The sequence below is a fragment of the Corynebacterium bouchesdurhonense genome, from assembly GCF_900078305.2.
Classification (GTDB): domain Bacteria; phylum Actinomycetota; class Actinomycetes; order Mycobacteriales; family Mycobacteriaceae; genus Corynebacterium; species Corynebacterium bouchesdurhonense.
Genome location: NZ_LT546028.1, coordinates 121,364 through 138,999 on the forward strand (window position 1 = coordinate 121,364; position 17,636 = coordinate 138,999).

Annotated in this window: 19 protein-coding genes; all 19 read right to left on the reverse strand. The window is 65.9% G+C overall.

Annotated elements, in window-relative coordinates; translation table 11 throughout:
- Position 1: 1 nt before the first annotated feature.
- The 19 genes from BN4252_RS05340 to BN4252_RS11280 all read right to left on the reverse strand — a co-directional run bounded on the left by BN4252_RS05340 (position 2) and on the right by BN4252_RS11280 (position 17,525).
- Positions 2 to 5,971 (reverse strand): phage tail tape measure protein, encoded by a 5,970-nt coding sequence (locus BN4252_RS05340; RefSeq protein WP_066527142.1) that lies wholly within the window; start codon positions 5,969 to 5,971, stop codon positions 2 to 4.
- Positions 5,972 to 5,987: 16 nt separating this feature from the next.
- Positions 5,988 to 6,236 carry a hypothetical protein gene (locus BN4252_RS11070; protein ID WP_143341171.1) on the reverse strand — a complete coding sequence of 83 codons (249 nt, stop codon included), beginning with the start codon at positions 6,234 to 6,236 and terminating at the stop codon, positions 5,988 to 5,990.
- A gap of 122 nt (positions 6,237 to 6,358) precedes the next feature.
- Positions 6,359 to 6,778, reverse strand: coding sequence for a hypothetical protein (locus tag BN4252_RS05345; protein ID WP_066527155.1), 420 nt, complete (start codon positions 6,776 to 6,778; stop codon positions 6,359 to 6,361).
- A gap of 92 nt (positions 6,779 to 6,870) precedes the next feature.
- Positions 6,871 to 7,632: a phage tail tube protein gene (locus BN4252_RS05350; protein WP_066527157.1), complete on the reverse strand. Its 762-nt coding sequence runs from the start codon at positions 7,630 to 7,632 to the stop codon at positions 6,871 to 6,873.
- Positions 7,633 to 7,645: 13 nt separating this feature from the next.
- The gene (locus BN4252_RS05355; RefSeq protein ID WP_066527163.1) at positions 7,646 to 8,032 is read right to left on the reverse strand and encodes a hypothetical protein; all 387 of its coding nucleotides are present in this window, start codon (positions 8,030 to 8,032) and stop codon (positions 7,646 to 7,648) included.
- Positions 8,033 to 8,035: 3 nt separating this feature from the next.
- Positions 8,036 to 8,305, reverse strand: a complete 270-nt coding sequence (locus BN4252_RS05360) for a hypothetical protein (RefSeq protein WP_066527170.1) — start codon at positions 8,303 to 8,305, stop codon at positions 8,036 to 8,038.
- A complete protein-coding gene (locus BN4252_RS05365; protein ID WP_066527172.1) occupies positions 8,298 to 8,666 on the reverse strand; it encodes a hypothetical protein in 369 nt (122 codons plus the stop codon). Before BN4252_RS05365 ends, BN4252_RS05360 begins: the two co-directional genes overlap by 8 nt.
- Positions 8,663 to 9,184, reverse strand: a complete 522-nt coding sequence (locus tag BN4252_RS05370; RefSeq protein WP_066527174.1) for a hypothetical protein — start codon at positions 9,182 to 9,184, stop codon at positions 8,663 to 8,665. Before BN4252_RS05370 ends, BN4252_RS05365 begins: the two co-directional genes overlap by 4 nt.
- A gap of 10 nt (positions 9,185 to 9,194) precedes the next feature.
- A complete protein-coding gene (locus BN4252_RS05375; protein WP_066527177.1) occupies positions 9,195 to 9,374 on the reverse strand; it encodes a hypothetical protein in 180 nt (59 codons plus the stop codon).
- A 14-nt stretch (positions 9,375 to 9,388) separates the two neighbouring features.
- Positions 9,389 to 10,681 (reverse strand): phage major capsid protein, encoded by a 1,293-nt coding sequence (locus tag BN4252_RS05380; protein ID WP_066527178.1) that lies wholly within the window; start codon positions 10,679 to 10,681, stop codon positions 9,389 to 9,391.
- Entirely contained in the window at positions 10,681 to 11,850 is a 1,170-nt protein-coding gene (locus tag BN4252_RS05385; RefSeq protein ID WP_066527180.1) for an HK97 family phage prohead protease, read from the reverse strand. Before BN4252_RS05385 ends, BN4252_RS05380 begins: the two co-directional genes overlap by 1 nt.
- Positions 11,847 to 12,200 carry a RapZ C-terminal domain-containing protein gene (locus BN4252_RS05390; protein ID WP_066527186.1) on the reverse strand — a complete coding sequence of 118 codons (354 nt, stop codon included), beginning with the start codon at positions 12,198 to 12,200 and terminating at the stop codon, positions 11,847 to 11,849. The genes BN4252_RS05385 and BN4252_RS05390 overlap by 4 nt, the downstream gene beginning before the upstream one ends.
- Positions 12,197 to 13,480 (reverse strand): phage portal protein, encoded by a 1,284-nt coding sequence (locus tag BN4252_RS05395; protein WP_066527194.1) that lies wholly within the window; start codon positions 13,478 to 13,480, stop codon positions 12,197 to 12,199. Before BN4252_RS05395 ends, BN4252_RS05390 begins: the two co-directional genes overlap by 4 nt.
- Before the next feature lie 29 nt (positions 13,481 to 13,509).
- The gene (locus BN4252_RS05400; protein ID WP_066527198.1) at positions 13,510 to 15,198 is read right to left on the reverse strand and encodes a terminase large subunit; all 1,689 of its coding nucleotides are present in this window, start codon (positions 15,196 to 15,198) and stop codon (positions 13,510 to 13,512) included.
- Positions 15,185 to 15,496 (reverse strand): terminase small subunit, encoded by a 312-nt coding sequence (locus BN4252_RS05405; protein WP_066527201.1) that lies wholly within the window; start codon positions 15,494 to 15,496, stop codon positions 15,185 to 15,187. Before BN4252_RS05405 ends, BN4252_RS05400 begins: the two co-directional genes overlap by 14 nt.
- A 153-nt stretch (positions 15,497 to 15,649) precedes the next feature.
- Positions 15,650 to 15,940, reverse strand: a complete 291-nt coding sequence (locus BN4252_RS05410) for an HNH endonuclease (protein ID WP_230208580.1) — start codon at positions 15,938 to 15,940, stop codon at positions 15,650 to 15,652.
- Between the two features lie 81 nt (positions 15,941 to 16,021).
- Complete coding sequence (locus BN4252_RS05415; protein ID WP_066527204.1) at positions 16,022 to 16,642, reverse strand: hypothetical protein; 621 nt, start codon at positions 16,640 to 16,642, stop codon at positions 16,022 to 16,024.
- On the reverse strand, positions 16,639 to 17,061 hold the full coding sequence (locus BN4252_RS05420; RefSeq protein ID WP_066527210.1) for a RusA family crossover junction endodeoxyribonuclease: 423 nt from the start codon (positions 17,059 to 17,061) through the stop codon (positions 16,639 to 16,641). Before BN4252_RS05420 ends, BN4252_RS05415 begins: the two co-directional genes overlap by 4 nt.
- Positions 17,058 to 17,525: a hypothetical protein gene (locus BN4252_RS11280; RefSeq protein ID WP_187370927.1), complete on the reverse strand. Its 468-nt coding sequence runs from the start codon at positions 17,523 to 17,525 to the stop codon at positions 17,058 to 17,060. The genes BN4252_RS05420 and BN4252_RS11280 overlap by 4 nt, the downstream gene beginning before the upstream one ends.
- Positions 17,526 to 17,636: the final 111 nt, after the last annotated feature.

Sequence of the window (17,636 nt, forward strand, 5' to 3'; positions counted from 1 at the left end):
ATCACCTCCGTGACATAGCAACATCGGCAGCGCTCGCGTTCCCGCGACGTTCCACCCCTTCCAGACGCATCTCCAAACCGGAGACCTGGCGGTTGAACTCCTCGGTGAGCTCCTGCATTTCCGCCGTCGTAAAGGCGGTCTTGCCGTTCGGGACGTTGAGCGAGATAACCCGCGGATTGGACTCCGCGATCCCGCGCATCTCCACCGCGCTCTTCTCGTACGCCTTCGCCAAATCGTCAAGGGCGGTGCGCACGATATCCGAGTCGGAGCGAGCCGCCTCGGCGCGAGCATCAAAGACGGCCTTATCCATCTCCGCTGCCTTGATCTGGATTGCCAGCGGCTCGGATTGGATCTGGTACGCCGCATCGAGCGCAGCTTTGCGCATCTGCTCATTCATCGCAGCCTGCTGATCCTTCAGCCCCTGCAGCTCAGTACGCAGCTGAATATCAGCCATCGCTCGACCTGGATCACCAATCGCCGACGTCTTAATCAGACGGTCGATGCTGGCGGAGCCGCCGAGCGCGCCCAGGCGCCTCGCCTGTGACATCACAGCATCGATGGACGCCTGCTGCGCCGGAGACCAGCCGGTCCACTCCGGCATCGCGTACAGACGCTGCAGCTCGGAGTCGATCTGCGACTTCCTCGTGTTCGCCGCCCGGTTCGCGCCGGAGGCGTGCCACGAGAAAAGCTTGAGGCGATTCGCGGACTGCTCCGCCTCAATCTGCGCCTTCTCGGTGAGCAGGTCGGCGACGCGCTGCCCCACCATCGCCCCGGCCTGGTCGAAGCCGAAGGCCTTACCGGACATAATCGCAAGGTTCTTCGCAGCGGATTCCAGCTGGCGGGTGACGGACTCCATCGACATGACGGCGCTGGCGTACTTGTACGCCGCCTCCAGGTTGGCCTGCTGTGCCTGCAGCTCGAGTACCCGCTGCTGCGCACGAGCGCCCTCGATCTCAATCTCGAGAGCCTCGCGCTCACGCATCCAGGCGAAGTACTCCTCCTGCGACTGCGCGATCGAGTCGGCAATCTGCTCCTGCGTCACACCGACGTACGCGCCGGCCTCGACCCAGGTATCGACGACCTTCTTGCCGGCTTCCTTCGTGCCGTACTGCAGGTCGGTGTAGAACCCGCGCCACGAGGACCTGTTTTCGTCCAGCGTTTTGCTGCCGTCCTTCATGTGCTTGTTCAGGTTCGCCTGCGCGACGGCAACGTCCTTAGCGCCCTTGAGCTGCGCGATGATCCCGTCCATCTGCGTGATGCGGACATTCCGGGACGCGGACTGCATGTCCAGCATCGCCTTGTTCCACGCCACGACCAGGCCGGCGACCTGCTCACGCTGCTTCGCATACAAGGCGTTGAGTTCCTTAACAGACCCCATCGCCTGCGAAAGACCCTGATACACCTCGACCTTCGCTTGCTTCACGCCGGACACGATGCGCTGCACAATGTCGTGCATGGTCTTGCCGATCTCGATGATCGACTTGACGCCAGTGACGACGACACCGAGGGACATACCCGCCGGGCCGGTCGCCGCAGCAACCGCGGACAACGCGCCGGACAGCGGTGGGAACGCCGACGTCGCCGCCGCCGCATTCTCGGCCATGCCGGACAGCTGCGGGAACACCGAGTGCACCGTCATGTCCAACGCTGCGGCGGACTTGCGGCGGGCGTCGAGCAGTTCACCCTCTGCCTTTTTGACGTCCTCGGTCGCCTTCGCGACCGCGTCTGCCTGGGCCTTGGGGTCATCGTTCTTCTCGGACTGCACCTTCGCGAGTGCCGCACGAGCCTCGTCAAACGCCTTCTCGTTCGCGGCGATCTTCGCGAGACGCTCGGCATGGCCCGCGCGGGCGTCGATCAGGTTCTTCTCCGCAGCCATGAGCGTGCCGGTGATCTGGGTCGTGTTCGTCATGCCCAAGCTGCCGACGATGTCAGCCAGCTCGGAGGCAAACGAACGCCCAGCGATACCCTCAAGCGACGTCGGATCAGCCATTTTGTCCAGCGACGCCGCACCGTTGACGATGGCCCGCGCCCACTCCTCGTTACGCAGGACAGCAGCGAGCGCACCATACCCGAAGTCACCGCCACGGAACGATACGCGGATCTCCTCCGCGGCGAGCTGCAGCGACCCGGCAGCGGCCCGCAGATCACGCACGCCCGTGGCGTCGCCGGTAGCGATAACGCCACCATTAGCGAATGCACCCGCGCGGTGCGGTACTGCAGTCCGCCCGGCGCGGGCTTCGCGGTTGAGCCGTGCGATGCCGGCGGGTCCACCGTTTTGCGCGGTGAACTCGGGCACCATGATCGCTTCGCCGCCGGAGAACATCAGCGGCGGCCCGGTGGGCGAGGTGTAGGCGTGAATGTCTCGGCCGGGCGACCAGCCGGGAAGGACTCCGCCGAGCGCGTAACCGTGGCCGTGGCCCCACGTGGTGGTGAGGTCGTTGCCGTAGCGGGCCTTGTAGTAGCGCAGCGCGGCGACCATGTTCGCCTCCGGGTCGCGGCGGTTGTTCGGCAGCGACGGGTCGCGGTAGGTGGCGAACGTGCCCGGGATGATCTGCAGGAGGCCGACGCCGGCGGATTCGCCGGTGCCGTTGATGTCCACGATCTGCTGGGCAATGCCCGGGTTACCGCCGGATTCGGACATGATTTGCTTCAGCATGGCGTTGACCTGGCGCGGGTCGTCGGCGTTGAAGCCGACGCGACGCATGGCCGCCATCGCCATTGGGCGCCACGATTCAGCCGAACCGACGGCACCCGCGGCCGGCGAATAATCATCGGCCTTGCCGGTGACGAACTCCAGGAGCTTGTCGCGGCCCCACGTAGCCACCGCGCGCGGGATCTGGCCCACGTAACCTGCGAATTCCGGAATGAGCTTGAGCATCGGGTCGGAAATCGCCTTGAACGCTGCTCCGACGATGTCGCGCAGGGGCTGGAAGAACCCGCCGAAACCGGCATCCTCCAACATCTCGACGGCGACCGACGGGTCACCCAAAGGTGCCGGTGCGGCCACGTGGACGTGGTTGCGGTGCGCACGCATAGTGCCCGCACCGTAAAGACCGAAACCGTCGCCGACGTTGCGGCCGTTTTTCACGTTGTACGGGCTCGGCGAGTGGATCAGCTCGTACAGGCCGGCGCGGTAGTTGTCGTGGAAGAACTTCGCGGCGGCCTGCATTTGCGGCGTCGTATCCGTCGAGTTGGAGAAGTCGACAGCGTTACCCGTGCCGTGGTGGCCCGGGTCGCCCCGGCGAAGCGTCGAGGTAATGGTCATCATCGGGAAGTGTTTTCGCACCAGGCCCGAAATGGAGCCGATGACGCCACCCGATGCGAACGCCTGGTGCGGCATCGCGCCGAGGACACGCGCGACTCCCCTACGCCCACCCACGCGAGCGGCGGCGTTGACCGCATCGACCCAGTCAGGACCAACTACGTCGGTGAACTCTGGACGCATGACTGCCTCGCGCCCTGACAGGTCGAGTACACCGCCCGTACGCGAGTAGAAGCGGTGAATGTCACGTCCAGGAGTAGACGGACCAGGCATGACACCACCGCGGGCGAATGCGAGCGGCACCGGCTCCAGCTTCTGCATTCCGATAAAGCCGGTCACCGCGTTCACAGCCTTGAGCAGGCCGTTGTTCCACACGGTGCCGACCACGAAACGGATGGGTGCGGCCGTAACTTCCTTCATGCGGTCCCAGATGGAGCCGATGGCGGAAACGGTCTTGTCGAACCAGTCTTTGAGGGTGTCTAGGCCGGCGCGTACCGCGCCGAATGCCGGATCAATGATGTTGTCGACAACCCAGCGGATGCCGGAGCCGAGAGAATCCCACGCGGGCTTAATGACCGACTCCCACACCCACTGAAAGCCGTTACCCACTGCCTCGAAGCCGGCGCTGATGAAGCCGAACGTGGGCATGAGCACGTCCTGCCACAGCCACGTAACACCTGCGGCGAGGGCATCGAACACGACCTTGATGACGTTCTCCCACACCCACTGCATCGCAGTACCGAGGCCTTGGAACCCAGTTTGAATAGCGGCGAACGTAGGCGTGAGGGCGTTCTCCCACAGCCACGTCGCGGCGTTGCCGAACCAATCGAACACCGGCTTGATGCTGTTCTGCCACACCCCCTGGATGAAATCACCAAGGGACTTGAACGCGCTCTTGACGGTCTCGAACCCTGCGGTGAGGGCGATCTGCGCGGTCTGCCACCCGTTCTTCAGCGCGTCAGTAAACTTCGTCCAAAGCTCGCGCCCCTTCTCCGTCTGGGTGAAAAAGTACGTCAGCCCACCGACCAGTGCCGCGATGGCGGTCACCATCAGCATGATGGGGTTAGCGTTCATTACGGCAGTGAACGCGATCTGCGCGCCCTTGGCGAGGTCGACCGCCTTCTTCCAGCCCATGATGGCGCCCTGCCACATCGCGACCGCGGCGGCGGCAGAGCCGATGGCTGCGGCGAGCGGGCCGAGCCAGGAAGCATTGTCCTGCACCCACGCGCCGAGTTCCTTGAACCGGTCCACCAGCTTGCCGCCAACGTCCCAGGCGGTTTCGAGGGCGGGCACCATTGCGTCGAACACGGCGGTCGCGATCGGCTCGATAGCCAGCTTGGCTTGCAGCTTCAGCTGGTCCCACCGCTCCGCGAAGTCAGCGGTTTCATCCGCCAGCCCGTTGATGGTGTCGGCAGACGCGCCGATGGAGTCCATGAAGTCGTCGTAAGCGAACTGCCCACTTTCGACGGCGGCGACGAACCCGGCACCGCCCTTAGCGCCGAAGATCGAGTTCGCTAGGTCAACGGCTTCCATGTTCTTCCCGGCGCGCTGGAGCTCCTCGATCTGCTGGATCGTGCCCCACAGTGCCTCCTGCGGATCCTTGCCTTCCTTGGCGAACTCGCCCAGGGCCTTCGTCATGGAGCCGAGGGTCTTCTCGGAATCGAGACCGGCCTTATCGAGGGCACCGAGCAGGCCGGCGGACTCGGTCAAACCGAATCCGAACTGCTGCAGCGCGGGGCCACTCTTCGACAGGTTGCCGACCAGGTCGTCCATGCTGCGGCCGGTGGCCTGCGAAATTTGGAACAGCGTGTCCATCATGTCCGGCATAGCGTCGGCCTCGACGCCGAACTGGGTGAAGGCGCCGGTGACCGCGTTGATGTCGGTCTCCATGCCCATGCCCTTGAGCTGCTGGAACTGGGTCGTGAGCTTCTCTAGCGGCTCGCCCGTCACGCCGAGGCGGGTATTCAGGTCGGCCAGGGTGGTGCCGATTTCTCCCAGGTCGGAGCCGACACCGATTGAATCGCGGGCGACGTTGCGCATGGACTCCTGCAGCTCAGCGAACGCCTCACCGCTGGCACCCGTGCCGATACGGATGGTGTCGTAGGCATCATCGAACTCGGCGCCGATGTCGTACAGGGCCTTACCCGCGGCACCGACGGCCGCCGCACCCGCCGCAGCGGCGGCAGCGACCTGCGTCATGGACAGCTCGAGCCCACGGCTCTTGCCGTCCGCCGCTTCTGTGGCGTCGCCGAAGTCACGGACCGCGTCAGCGCCCGCCTCGGTGGCGTTCTGCGCTTCGCGGGTGACCTTCGCCAGGTTGTCTTGGGCCTGCTCGTAGTTGCGGGTGGCCTGCTCGGAGGCCTTGACGGCTGCGGCCTCGTCGCGCTGCGCCTTCTCGTAGGCCGCGGTAGCGCTCGCGATCTGCGACTGCGTCGCCGTGCCCTTCTCCAGGGTCTCGTTGAGCTTCAGCTGCGCGATACGGGTCTTGTCGGCGGCGTCAGCGGCCCGGTTGTGGGCGCGCTCCTGCGCCTTGGCTGCAGAATCGACAGCCTTCTGCGCCTTGGCGGTGGAGCGCTCCATCTCCTGGGCGAACTTCTCGCCCGCGGACTTACCCGCCTGCGCCGAGGCCTTCTGGGTCTCCGCGAAGAACTTATCGAAGCTGGGGATGATCGGGACGAAGACTGCATCGCCGGAACTTCCGATTGCCATGAGGAGACCTCCGTTTCTAGGTCGCAGGTGGGGGTGAGAGCGCGAGCAGGTAGTCGACGGCTGCGGCCTGGTCTTCGGACGCGACGTTTCCGAGCCGGGTCTTGTCGTCCTCGGGTGCTTCGAAGGGGCTGGCCGGCCACTTGAACCGATCTCGATTCGGTTTAATGCCGAGCTCCGCCCGGTAGTAGCCATTTGCGCGGATCAGCTCACCGTAGATGGACCACAGCATCCAGTCCCGCATCGTCCAAGTACGTGTTGCCGGCACCTGCTCGCGTGCCTTATCTAGGGCCGTACCCTCAGGCAGCCAATCAATGAGGGCTTGGAGGCGCCGCGATGAAATCTCGCCGCGGTGCCATTGGGCGACGGGGTCGCCGCCGTAGTGGGCGCTTAACGCCGCTTCGCACGCGGTCGGGTAGAGCGCGAGCTCTGGGGGAAAGGGTTTTCCGCCACAGCCTCAGCCATGTTCTCAAGCGCCCAACGCAGCAACACTAACGGGTCGATGCCGGCCTTGTCTGCCGCCTCGAAGAAATCGTCCTTCTGCTCGCCAAGCAGGAGCTCTCCGAACTCATGACGGAAGTCTTGGGGCGAGATAACCTCCTCGCGCACGTCGTCGGTGAGCTCCTGGAATCGGTCATTCCAGTCAGCGGACTGCAGAGCTGGAACATTGAGGTTCCACGTCTTGCCGAAGCCTTCGATCTGGACGGTGCCGCCATCTGCGCCGACCGCGTCCGCGCGCTGCGCGATGAAATCATCGAAGCTGGGAAGGTCACGCAGATTCTTCGCGGGCTTAGTATTTTTGGAAGTCATTGGGGGTTCCTTTCGGAGTTGGGGTTACGGAAAGGGGTTCGATAAGAGGGGCCCAGGGCGAACCCCTTAAACTCCCTGGGCCCCGGCGTTACCTACTGGTCGACGCCAGCGGTGCCGCCAGTGTTGCCACCCGTGCGGGTAGAGCCGCCGGAAGCACCAGTGTCACCGGTGCCGGCGGCAGACAGCGACGCGTCCGACCAGTCACCAAGGTCGCGCACCTTCGCCGCCTCCAGCGACTTGTCGACGCCGGCCTGGCCCGGGCGCCAGCCCTCCTTGAAGCGGCGCAGCACCGAGTAACCGGCCTCCTGGTCGAAGTTCGCGCGCCAGGTCATGGGGTAACCAACCAGGCCGTCCTTGTTGTAGGTGACATCGCCGGGGTCGCTCACCGAGGCGTTCGGCAGGACGAAGCGGCGGTGCTTGCTGCCGTCGATGATGTCGAAGGCCAGGGCGAAGCGGAACTCTTCCGGCAGCTCCTTGCCTTGGATGAACTCGACGTACTCGCCGTCGGAGACAAACTCCATGTCGTCCTCGTGGATGCCGTAGCGCATCGCGGTCGCCAGACCGCCGATGGTCCACAGCGTGCCGTTGAAGGTGAACTCCTCGGAGGATGCGGCGTCGCGAACCGGCGAGTTGGTCTGCCACGGGGTGAAGCTGTTGGACTCGCGGGAGATCGCCTCGCTAATGCCCTCCTCGGACAGCCAGCCCATGTTTACCCACGGGGCCGGGTACTCCTCCATCCCCTTCGGTGCCGGGGTGCCGTGCGGCGCGTAGTGGATAGAGCCGGTAACGCCCATCGTCACCAGCTGCGAGTTGAAGTTCGGGTCGGTCAGGTCGACCTTGTACTGATCCGCCATGACGGAATCCTTTCTATGGGTGAGCCGGAATCATGACTTCGATGGTCATGCCGAGCCGGCGAGATTTCGGGTTACGGTCCGGCCACTTTTCGGGCCTGGAAACTTCGACCGCGCGCATGTGGCCCGCGCGGAATTCGTACAGGTGAAGCCGGAGTCGCTGGGCGAGCTCCGCAGCCGCCCCGGAGCGCCACATGCTCTCCGGGACAACCAGGTTCACGTCGACCCCGACCTGGTCCACGCCAAGACCTTGCAGCGCAGGCGCGCGCCTCGCCGGGCCAGCCGATTCGAGATGGACCAGGGGAAGCATGTTCGGGATCGCGTTGTGCGGCACTTCTTCGTAGACGGCCTTGACGCCGTCGACCTGGGCGATGTGACGGGTGAGCGCTGCGATTACATCCATGCGTCACCGTCCCCTCGCCGCGCGGCGCAGAGCGTTAATCCGCGGCACCTGCTCCGACCCGCGCTCTTCCGCCTCGTTGTCGGAGACCACGTCCACGTAGGCGCGGCCACCAGGACGGATACCGGAGCGCACGGAGTAGTTCGCCTTGCCGCCGTTCTGCCGCGAGATGCGGGTCGCGTCGGCGGCCAGGTCGCGCGCCGCTTTTTCGAGCGCGCCGGATTTCAGGACGGACTCGTTGATCGCGCGCCACATGTCGCCGGATTGCTTACCCATCGACCACCTCCAAGGTGGCTTCGAGGTGGTGCACCTTCCCCTTGTTCCAGGGGTCAGGCCAGCGCGCAGGCGCGCCGACAACGTCGCACACCATCACCCCGCCGACGCGCACCTTGGACTCGGCAGTCATCTCCGGCAGGTCAGTGCCCGGCGGGGTGATGAGCACCAGCCGCGACACGGTGACGGGCCGTTCGAGGTCGTCTTCGCTCGAGGTTTCCGGCTGGACGGACACCATGAAGGCGACCTCGTGCCAGACGGGGTTGTCGTAGTCAAAGACCGGCTCGGATGCGTAAGGGGACTCGATGCGGGCCGGCACCGCGATCTCGAGGTCCTGGTTGAAGATGATCTGAGGCTCGGTCACGGGATCGGCCCCAATCTGATCTGGTCCACGATGCGCCACTCCGTCGACTGCGGGGTGATCGCCCCCGGCGCGCCGACGTTGATGCGGCCGACGGTGTAGGACTGGCCGGGTGCTGCGGCGCGTCCGGCCATCGACCGCACAAGTGCGATGACGTCGCCGGGTCCTGTGTAGCCGTGCCGCACTTCTGCTTCGATGCGCCGTGGCCGGCCCTTGGGGTGCGGGCGTAGCCCGTCGATCCACAAGGTGCCGTCCGGTGACCAGTCATGCGGGCCGATCTTGACGGTTTTCCCGTCGACCTTGACTGATTTCACGGCGACGAGCCGTTTGGTCGGTACGAGCACAAGGGGGTCGCCGGGCGCGTCGAAGGTGAGTGTCTCGTCGCGTTCGGGCCACACGTGCCAGGCAGCGAGCCGGCGGATTGCTTCGACTGCGGCGTCGATTGCTTCCTGGGTGAGTGTGGCGCCCGGGAACGAATCGGGGGTGAGACCGTGATCCGGCTTCGTGGTTGGTTCGGTCACGGTTCACCTCCTATTTCGCTGCGGTCTTGCGGGTGCGCGGAGTCGCCTTCGGCGTTTCCGGCGTGACCGGCTCCGGCCCGATCTTCAGCTCGACTGCGTCAGGGTAGGCGCGCGCGGCGGTCTCCTCCGACAGGCGGAGGATCGTTTCGCGGCGCCCGATGGTCACCCGGTACGGCTTGAGCGTTGCCATGAGCGCACCTCCCCTTACTGGCCAGTGCCGGCAGCGACTGCCGGCACGCCCGGAATCTCAGCACCTGCGAGAGAGCCGGTGACGAACGCGGCGGGGCGCTCGACCATCAGGCCCAAGCGCTCCTCGCCGCGCAGGGTGATGAGGTTCTTCTCGAAGTCGTCCACGTTGGTGTTGGTGGAGTCGACGCGCAGGCCGCTCTTGCGCAGCACGGTCGCGCCCTGGCGAAATGCGCCGAGGACGTAGGTGCCGCGCTCGATGGCCGGGGTGTCCACGGTGCGCAGACCCCACATCTCCGGGTTGATCTTGATGCCGCCCTGGCCGTACTGGCCCACGAACGGGCCGCCGGCAAGGTACTGGCCGTTGGCGTCCTTCGCGAGGCGCACTCGCACGTAGTCGGCGGTGTTCATCACGAGCGCGTCGGCCTGGAGGTCGGTGAACTCCGGCACCTTCTGGGAGGCGATGAAGATGCCGTCGAACAGGTCGCCAGCAATGTCGTACTGCTGCAGGCCCTCGCGGTTGAGCAGGCCGGTGAGGTTCGCGCCGGCGCCGTCGCCGTTGAGGAGCTGTGCCTCCTCCACGAGAGACAGCTCGTAGATCAGCTTGTTGTTGATCCAGGAGCGCACGAAGGTGAGGTCCTGCGCGGTCTCGTCGGTGATCTTGGTCAGCGCGGCGATCTTGGTGATGCGCTCGGTCTCGATGTCGAAGAGGTTAAAGCGCACGTACGGCTTGCGCGCACCCTCGGCGACGGTGGCCGGTGTGCCCTCGGCGAGGCCGGGGGTCTTCTCCACAAGGTAGGAGATGGCCTGGGTCTGCGGCGCGACCTGGGCGGAGCCCATCAGGTCAGCGATGACCAGCTTGTCGCGCTTGGCGTTGACGATGCTGCGGCGAAACTCGGTCACCCACGGAGCGAAGTCGCCCGCTTCGGAGTCGGTTGCCAGCGGGGTGCGGAACGGGTCGTCCGCCGCGCGGGTTTCGTAGTCCGGGGTGGCGGTCTGCAGCTGCGCGCCGCCAGCCTGGCGGGTGAGCAGGTCACCTGCGTGCTTGACGAAGTGATCGCCGAGCGTCGCTGCGGCACGGTCTGCAGGGGTGTCCGCCGGGCGGTCCTCGATGGACGCGCCCTTGACGCGGTCAATGAGGTTGCCGGCCTTGGCGGCCTCCTTGATTTCGAAGTCGACCTTGTCGTACTCGTCCATGAGGGCGGTGGTCTTCTCGTAGACCTCCGGGGTCATCTTCTCGCCGTCGGCGGGGATCAGGTTGCGCGCCTCCGCCAGCAGGGCGGAACGGCGCTCGATAAGAGACGTAGTCATTAGGAGCTAATCCTTTCCATGAGTGCGAGACGCGCCCGTGCGTGGAGCGCGAGCGCGTCGTGGTTGGTGTTGTCGCCATCTGCTGGCGGGTTGGGGGGCGCTGCCGCCTCCGTGTCGGTGTCGCCGGCGGCTCGGGTGAGCGCACCGACGACGACCGCTTCGGTCGCGGCATCCAGGTTGGCCTGCTTCACAGCGGTCAAAAGTTCGCGCGCGGACTTGGCGGACAGGATCTCGGTGTCGCGGTTCGCGCCGACGGGCACGACGGACACTTCGTAGAGGTCGACCTTGCGGACCTCGTAGATGTCTTCGCCGTCTTCGGTGGCCATGCCGGCGTCGACGTAGCGGAAGGCGAAGCTCATTTCGGACAGTCGGCCCTTCTGGATGAGGTTGAACACCTGCACCGCTGTGGGGTTGTCCATGTCGAGGTCGGCGGTGATCTTCAAGCCGCGGTCGTCCTCGACCGCTTCGATGACGCCGCCAATGTTCTTGAACGGGTCGTTGAAGTCGTGGCCGTAGAGCAGCGGGATCGTCTTCTCCCGTGCGGCCCAGTCAGCGAGGGTGTCGGTGAACGCGCCGCGGCGCACGACGTCGCCGTAGGAGTCGACGGTGTCGAAGACGGAGGCATACGCCTCGATTCGCCCCTGCGGGGTGGTGCCGTCGGCTACCGCAGCGGTGGCTTCGGCGGTGTCGGGGGCGGGTGCTTTGACGGTGATGTCGGCTGTGAAATTCTTCAGGCGCACAGGCCCTCCTTTCATGGTGTGGCCGGGAATGTCCGGCGGATTGTCGTACCAGGCGCGAATGCGCTCCTCGGTGCCGTCCGGGCGGCCTTCGCGCACCGCGCGGGCGAGGCACTCCTCGAGACCGGGGTCGCACACGTGAAACACCGCGCCGACGCCTTGCAGGCGCTCGATAGTGGCCGGCGAGGGGTGGGCGTTGATCAGCCACACCTCCCCCGGTTCGGATTCGGGGTCGAGCAGCCACCCCATGAACCCGCGACGCATGGCGAGCACCGCCTCGGTCGCGCCGGCGGCCACCCCAAGGGAGTCCGTGCCGGCGACGACCTGGGCGACGCGGTCGAAGTCGAAGCGCGGCACACCCGGCGCGGCGGCAGCATCCACGAACGAGGACTTGCCAGAGCAGGGCGCGCCCACAACAACGTGCACGGTCATGGCGTCACCTCCAGATCTCGGTGCACCACGGCGACTTCGAGGCCGGCGCGGCGCATCATCGCGGCGACGTGCTCGGCGGCGAACGGCGAGCGATGCACACCTGCAGAGCAGGCGAACGCCACGGTGAACGAGGGGGTGATCTTCGCACGCGTGTAGATGAGGTTCGCGGCGAGCTGCAGCCACGAGTCGACCAGGTCGTTCATGCCCATGATCACTTCCGCCGTGGTGGCAGTGAACCCGGGCAGGTCATGCACGACCGGCGAGGGGTCGGGCAGGTCGAGGCAGTCAATCAGCAGGTCGTGCGGGGGTGGGGCACCGTTGGTGATGCCGTAGGAAACGAAGTGGATCATGCTGGGGCCTCCTCGTCGGCGTCAGCGGGTGGGGTGAAGCTGGCGTCCTCGCCGGTGGACACGTTCAGCGGGACGATGAGCTCGTCGCCGCCGTCGACCTTCGGCAGGTTGTTCATCACGCGGGCTTCGTTGCGGGTCATCCACGGCCCGCCGACGGCGGTCGAGGTGACAGCAGCTTGTTCCTCGAAGCGGCCGCGCAGGCGCTCCTCGATGTTGAACTCGGCGTACACCTGCGCGGGGTCGAGCGTGTGGTCGAGGGCGGCGAGGCGCGGCAGAAGCACGTGGTTGATGAGCTCCTCAATCTGCTTCATCATCGGGCCGAGGCTGTCACCGTAGAGCGACATGCGGAACTCGCGCACGTTGGAGTAGTTCGCGTTATCGAGCAGGCCGACCATCGTCGGGTTGATGTGGTACACCTGCGCCACCGTGGACAGGGACAGCTTGGTCATTTCCACGACCTGCTCGTCCTGGGCCTTGAGGTGGAACTGCTGGAACTGCATTCCGTCTTCGAGGACGGGAACCCCGCCCGCGCCGGAGCCGGAGCCGGCGTAGGTGGCGCGCCAGGATTGTTTGAACCTGCGGCGAGCGATGTCGTCCCACTTCGCGTCCTGCGGGCGGGTGATCACACCACCCAGGCGGGGGCCGTTGTGCCACAGCTGCTGCCGGTAGGCGGCCGCCTCGATCTGCTCCTTGAGCACACCGCGCAGCGCGTTAATCGGCGAATCTCCCACCCGCACCGACGACGGCGAGTAACCGTGCGACCGGATCACCCGCTCCCCCGGCAACCACACGATCGGCTCGCGGGTCGGAAAGTTCACGCCCACGTGCGTCAGGTGCCAGGGGTCATCCCACTTGGTGTGCACGATCCACTGCGGCGGAATGCGGTACAGGTGGAACCGGGTGTCGCGGGCAGGGTTATCGTCCAGGAACCACACGAACTCGTCGTAGAGGCAGAAGTCCATCACCGAGTCGTAGAAGAACCGGTAGGCCGTCTCGAACTCGTTGGGCTTGCGCATCAGCTCGGCGAGGTAAGTACCGCGCACCCGCGCGCGCCCGCCGTCATCCATCCGCTCGTACACGTGCATGGACACGGTCGCGACCATGCGGGCGATGAAGCTAGTGACCGTGCGCAGGTGCGGCTGTTCGTGCCACAGCTGCTCGACACTCATCTCCGGCACCGCCGAGGCGAGTTCGAGGAAGTCGAGGTGGGTGTCGTAGTTGGCGTCGGCGGGCGCGTCAAGCGCAGACTTGCGCAGCCCGAGGCGTTCGAGAATGCCCATGCAGGCGCCCTCCCTTCAGGGTGTTGTGGTTAGACGATGAGCAGGCCGTCATCGTCCAGGTCGTCGTAGTCACCGTCGGATGCACCGTCCGAATCGGTGTCCCAGTCGTCGCCTGCGTAGGCGGAAACGAACGTGTCTTCCACCCGGTGGCCCATCCACCACGCGATATTCGTGGCGATGAACGGTGCGGCGTCACCCGTGGAGCGTTCGCGGTCCCACAAGGCGACGTCGCTGAGCTTCCGGTCGCGCACGCCGAGCGCGGAGGATTCCAGTAGGGTCGGCTCGTCCACACCGGGCGCGCGGCCCGGGTGGCGGATAAGGCCGTCACGGATGGCGGAGGTGTATGCGAGGACGGAGCCGGTCATTGCGGCGCCGCGCCACTCGGCAACGTCGATGCCGGCCTCCGCGAGGAGCGGCACGAGCACCGTTGCGGGTGCGTTGCCGGTGGATTGCAGCCCCACCTCGCCGGTGAACCATCCGCCGCGGCGTTCGTTGAGCCAGTCCGGCACCCATGCGAACCCGGCGCGCGAGGCGATCACCTCGACATGCCAGAGCCCGTCCGGGCGCTCGAAGGCGACAGCGATGTGCGTGCGGCGGGCCTCGAGCGAGCAGTCGATGCCGACGTGCACTTCCGTGCCCTCTGGCAGGCCGTCGAGCGGGTTGGCCAGAGTCTCCCACTGGGCGGAGGTGAACTTGCCGGGTTCTGTGGATTGCACCCACTGGCACAGGTACTCGGTGCGAAACGATGCTTCGTCCGCCTCTGGGTCCTCCGGGTCGAGCGCGGCGCGCGCGAGGGCGGCCATGTCCTCCTCGGTGGCGTTGCCCCACCCCAGCGAAGGGTTGGCTTCGTACCAGCCTTCGGGGTCGAAGATCGAGCGGTCCTGCTCGGCGGACCACTCCATGAGGCAGAGCTTCTCGCGGTCGGTGGTGTTCTCCTCAATCGCACGTAGTGCGAGGTTGCGAAGACGCTTCAGCACTACCGAGCGAGCGTCGCCAGCGTTCGAGAACGTCCAGATTTGGTTGCGGGGGCGTTCCTTCGTGGTCGGCTCGATCGCGTCCCACATCTCTGAGGTGCGGTGCTGGCGCAGCTCATCGAGCATTGCGAGGTCGGCCGAATAGGAGCGCCCAGCGCCGCCGGCCGCGACCACGTACCAAGCCGGCATCGCGCCCGAAATATCGAGCACCCCCTCTAAACCTGGCGGCACGCTCGCGAGCTCGATCTGCTTGCCGCCGTTGACCATGCGCATATAGGGAACCCAATTGCCACGCTCCATCCGGTACGGCAAGTACTTGACCAGCACTGGCGTATTCTTCGCCAGCTTGAACGAATCGCCGAGCGCGCGCTCCGCGTTCGACAGGTTCTGCGCCGAGGAGAGGATCTCCGAAGCCCCGTCCACGAACAGGCGCCACAAGCCCAGCAGGTTCATCACCACGGTCTTGCCGTTCTGACGCGCCACGAGCACCACGACTTGGCGGAAGCGGTAGTCGTACAGGCGTTGCGGCGGGGTGTCCGGGTCGAACACGTCCGAGCCGGGCACGGTGCGCATGTCCAGCTCGAGACCGTGGATCAGCGCGAACTTCTGCCACGGGCGAAGTGTCAGCCCAAGGATGTTCTCAGCGAAGTCGATTGCCTCGAAACCGAGGGAGGTTTCCGGTGTCAGCTCGCGAAGGGGCGGGGTGAAGATGCGGGGCTCGGCGTTTCCTTTACGCGCCGCCACGGTGGCGGCTCCGCAGCGCCGACAGCTCGTCGGTGACTGCCTGCTTCGGCGTTGTCTCCTCCGCCTCCTGCGCGGCCGGCAGCTTCACGGGTGTTAGCCCCAGCTCGACGAGTGCTTTGAGCAGGTGCGGTCCGAGGTACAGGGCTTTCGTGAGTGCTTGGCCCCCGACCTCGGCGGCGGCGTCGATGGCGTCGGCGTACTTCAGCGCCAGGTCGACGGCCCCACGGTCTTTCTCGCCGATGGCGTCGCCGGCAGCTTCGACACTGGCGAGCACCGAGCTTCGGAGTGTGGTGTCCATGCGGGGTCTCCTCTCGGTCGGTGGGGCCTCGCGCGCGCACGCGCACACGCGCGCGATGGGGGCTTCGCCGCGCGCGGGGAGAGATTGCCTCCCCGCCCCCCTCAGTTTTGGCGGCGTTTTCGTTTCGTGATTTCGAGGCCCCCTCCCCCCTGGTCACCAGTTGATGGTGGTTGGCCCGATCTGGAGGACGTCGTCCCGCGCGCCGCGTGACCGGTTGCACGAGGAGTGCGCGGGCCTGAAGTTCGATTCTTCGAGGGCGAGGTCGGGGTAGTCGCGGCGTGGGAGGTAGTGGTCGACCTCGAAGGCGTTGGGGTGGAGTGCGGCGGCTTGGTAGTCGATTGGTTGGCCGCAGAGCCAGCAGGGGGCGTGGTGTTCTTCGCAGTGTTGGCGGTAGCGTTTGCGCATTTGTGCGGCTTCGCCGGTGCGCCAGAGGTCGGTGGTCACGTGTGGTCCTCCGTGAATGAGTAACACCGCAGCCGTTTGTGGGCGTGCGGTGTCGTCGCGTCGAGGTTAGCAAATGGTCTTTCAGTTGTGTGGGGGTTGCACCTGTTTGGGTGAATGGTTGCGGGTGGCCCAGGCGTGGACTTCGGAGTACAGGTAGGTGTTTTTGCCGCCTTTCTTGCTGGTGGTGATGGTTCCGCCCGAGCGGTGGGCCCAGAGTGTGAGCAGGTCGGGGTTGGCTGTGATGCCGTCTTGGTGGAGGCGTTGGCAGATGGCTGATGCGTATTGGCGTGGTTCGGGTGGTGGGGTGGTTTGGTCGTAGCCGATGGTGCGGCGGACGCGGGCGGCGTAGTCGTTGAGGGCTTCGGTGAGGTCGTTGGCCCAGTCGATGGTGGGGGTGATGGGGGCGGCGGTGTTGGCGATCCAGGTGGCGAGGCGGCGGCCGTCGGTTGGGAGGATGTGTCCGGGGGCGATGGTGTCGCGGAGGTCGCGGCAGATTTCGTGGAGGAAGCCGTCGAGTTCGATGGAGAGGAGGATGGCGCGGGGGTTGCCGGGTAGGGCTGGGCCTGGGGTGGCGCGCATGATGCGGCTGGTGCGGTTTCCGCCTCTGGTGTTTTTCATGGTGTTGAGGAGGACCAGGGCGCGGGCGAGGTCGGCGGCGGTTTGGGCGAGGCGGGTTGCGGTGTCCTGGTCTTCGGGGGTCACTGGTGTGGTTGTCCTTTCGGTGCGGGTGTGACGCGGATTTTGGCGTGTGGTTGTTCGCCGAGGTTGGCGCGGCGTTTGTGGACGGTGAGGTCGGTGATCTGGGAGTCGTCTCGGTAGGCGATGCCAGCGAGGGCGTCTTCGATGGCTCGCTGGAGTTTGCTGCTGTCTGGGCGTTGGATCATTGGCGGGGGCGGGTCGGTGCGCATGGCTTTGGTTCGGGGCATGACGAACTCGAGGTCGAGGTGGACGGGGCCTGTGATGAGTTCGGCGTTTGCGGCGGTCATGGCTTGTTGGGCGCAGAGTGCGACGGTGCGGCGCCAGCCGGCGAGGTTCTTGTTGGCGTCGTAGGTGTAGCCATGCTTTGAGACGCGGTGGTTGCCTTGCACTTGCGGCACACCGGGGGCAGTGAACGTGATCATGCGTGTTTCTCCCATGGTGGTGTGTCGTCGTCTGGGTCGAGGTCTGCGGGTGGTTGGTGGTTGCAGCGGATGACGGCGGGGTGGCCGTCGATGGTGGTTTCGATGAACCCTTGGTCGTTGCAGCGCTCGCATTCGTCGCGGGCGGAGCGGCGGGCGTCGATGGTGGCGAGGGTGCGTGCGGCCGTTTGTTCGTCGCGCCAGGCGTCGTCGATGAGGGCGCGGAGGAGTCCGGGCCCTTTGGGGTGGGGGCGGCGGTCGAATTCACGGGTGCCGGCTGTGATGGCGCGTTCGGAGATGCCGGCGTCGCGGGCGCGCTGCGCAGCAGCCGCCAACGCGTCGAGGGGGTCGTGTTCTTCGGCGCCGCCGCCTGCCTCGCGCGCGGTACCACCGTAAGAAGGCTGGCTCGTTGTACCACCTATATAGGACGGGCCGGGTCGGGCCGGGCCGGGTATGGTACCGGACATTTCGGGGACTCCCTCGTTTGTCCCCTCGGGGGACATTTCGGGGACTCCCCCGTGGACATTTTCACTTTTGCGCCGGTTGTCGAGCTTTTGGCGGCGCGATTTACGCTTCTT

Bases quoted from the DNA above. Each gene is read 5' to 3' on its own strand.
- BN4252_RS05390 (WP_066527186.1), bottom strand. From the start codon at position 12,200: ATGATCCACTTCGTTTCCTACGGCATCACCAACGGTGCCCCACCCCCG.
- BN4252_RS05350 (WP_066527157.1), bottom strand. From the start codon at position 7,632: ATGGCGGATCAGTACAAGGTCGACCTGACCGACCCGAACTTCAACTCG.
- BN4252_RS05385 (WP_066527180.1), bottom strand. From the start codon at position 11,850: ATGACCGTGCACGTTGTTGTGGGCGCGCCCTGCTCTGGCAAGTCCTCG.
- BN4252_RS11280 (WP_187370927.1), bottom strand. From the start codon at position 17,525: ATGTCCGGTACCATACCCGGCCCGGCCCGACCCGGCCCGTCCTATATA.
- BN4252_RS05360 (WP_066527170.1), bottom strand. From the start codon at position 8,305: ATGGGTAAGCAATCCGGCGACATGTGGCGCGCGATCAACGAGTCCGTC.
- BN4252_RS05375 (WP_066527177.1), bottom strand. From the start codon at position 9,374: ATGGCAACGCTCAAGCCGTACCGGGTGACCATCGGGCGCCGCGAAACG.
- BN4252_RS05345 (WP_066527155.1), bottom strand. From the start codon at position 6,778: ATGACTTCCAAAAATACTAAGCCCGCGAAGAATCTGCGTGACCTTCCC.
- BN4252_RS05395 (WP_066527194.1), bottom strand. From the start codon at position 13,480: ATGGGCATTCTCGAACGCCTCGGGCTGCGCAAGTCTGCGCTTGACGCG.
- BN4252_RS05420 (WP_066527210.1), bottom strand. From the start codon at position 17,061: ATGATCACGTTCACTGCCCCCGGTGTGCCGCAAGTGCAAGGCAACCAC.
- BN4252_RS05355 (WP_066527163.1), bottom strand. From the start codon at position 8,032: ATGGATGTAATCGCAGCGCTCACCCGTCACATCGCCCAGGTCGACGGC.
- BN4252_RS05340 (WP_066527142.1), bottom strand. From the start codon at position 5,971: ATGGCAATCGGAAGTTCCGGCGATGCAGTCTTCGTCCCGATCATCCCC.
- BN4252_RS05380 (WP_066527178.1), bottom strand. From the start codon at position 10,681: ATGACTACGTCTCTTATCGAGCGCCGTTCCGCCCTGCTGGCGGAGGCG.
- BN4252_RS05405 (WP_066527201.1), bottom strand. From the start codon at position 15,496: ATGGACACCACACTCCGAAGCTCGGTGCTCGCCAGTGTCGAAGCTGCC.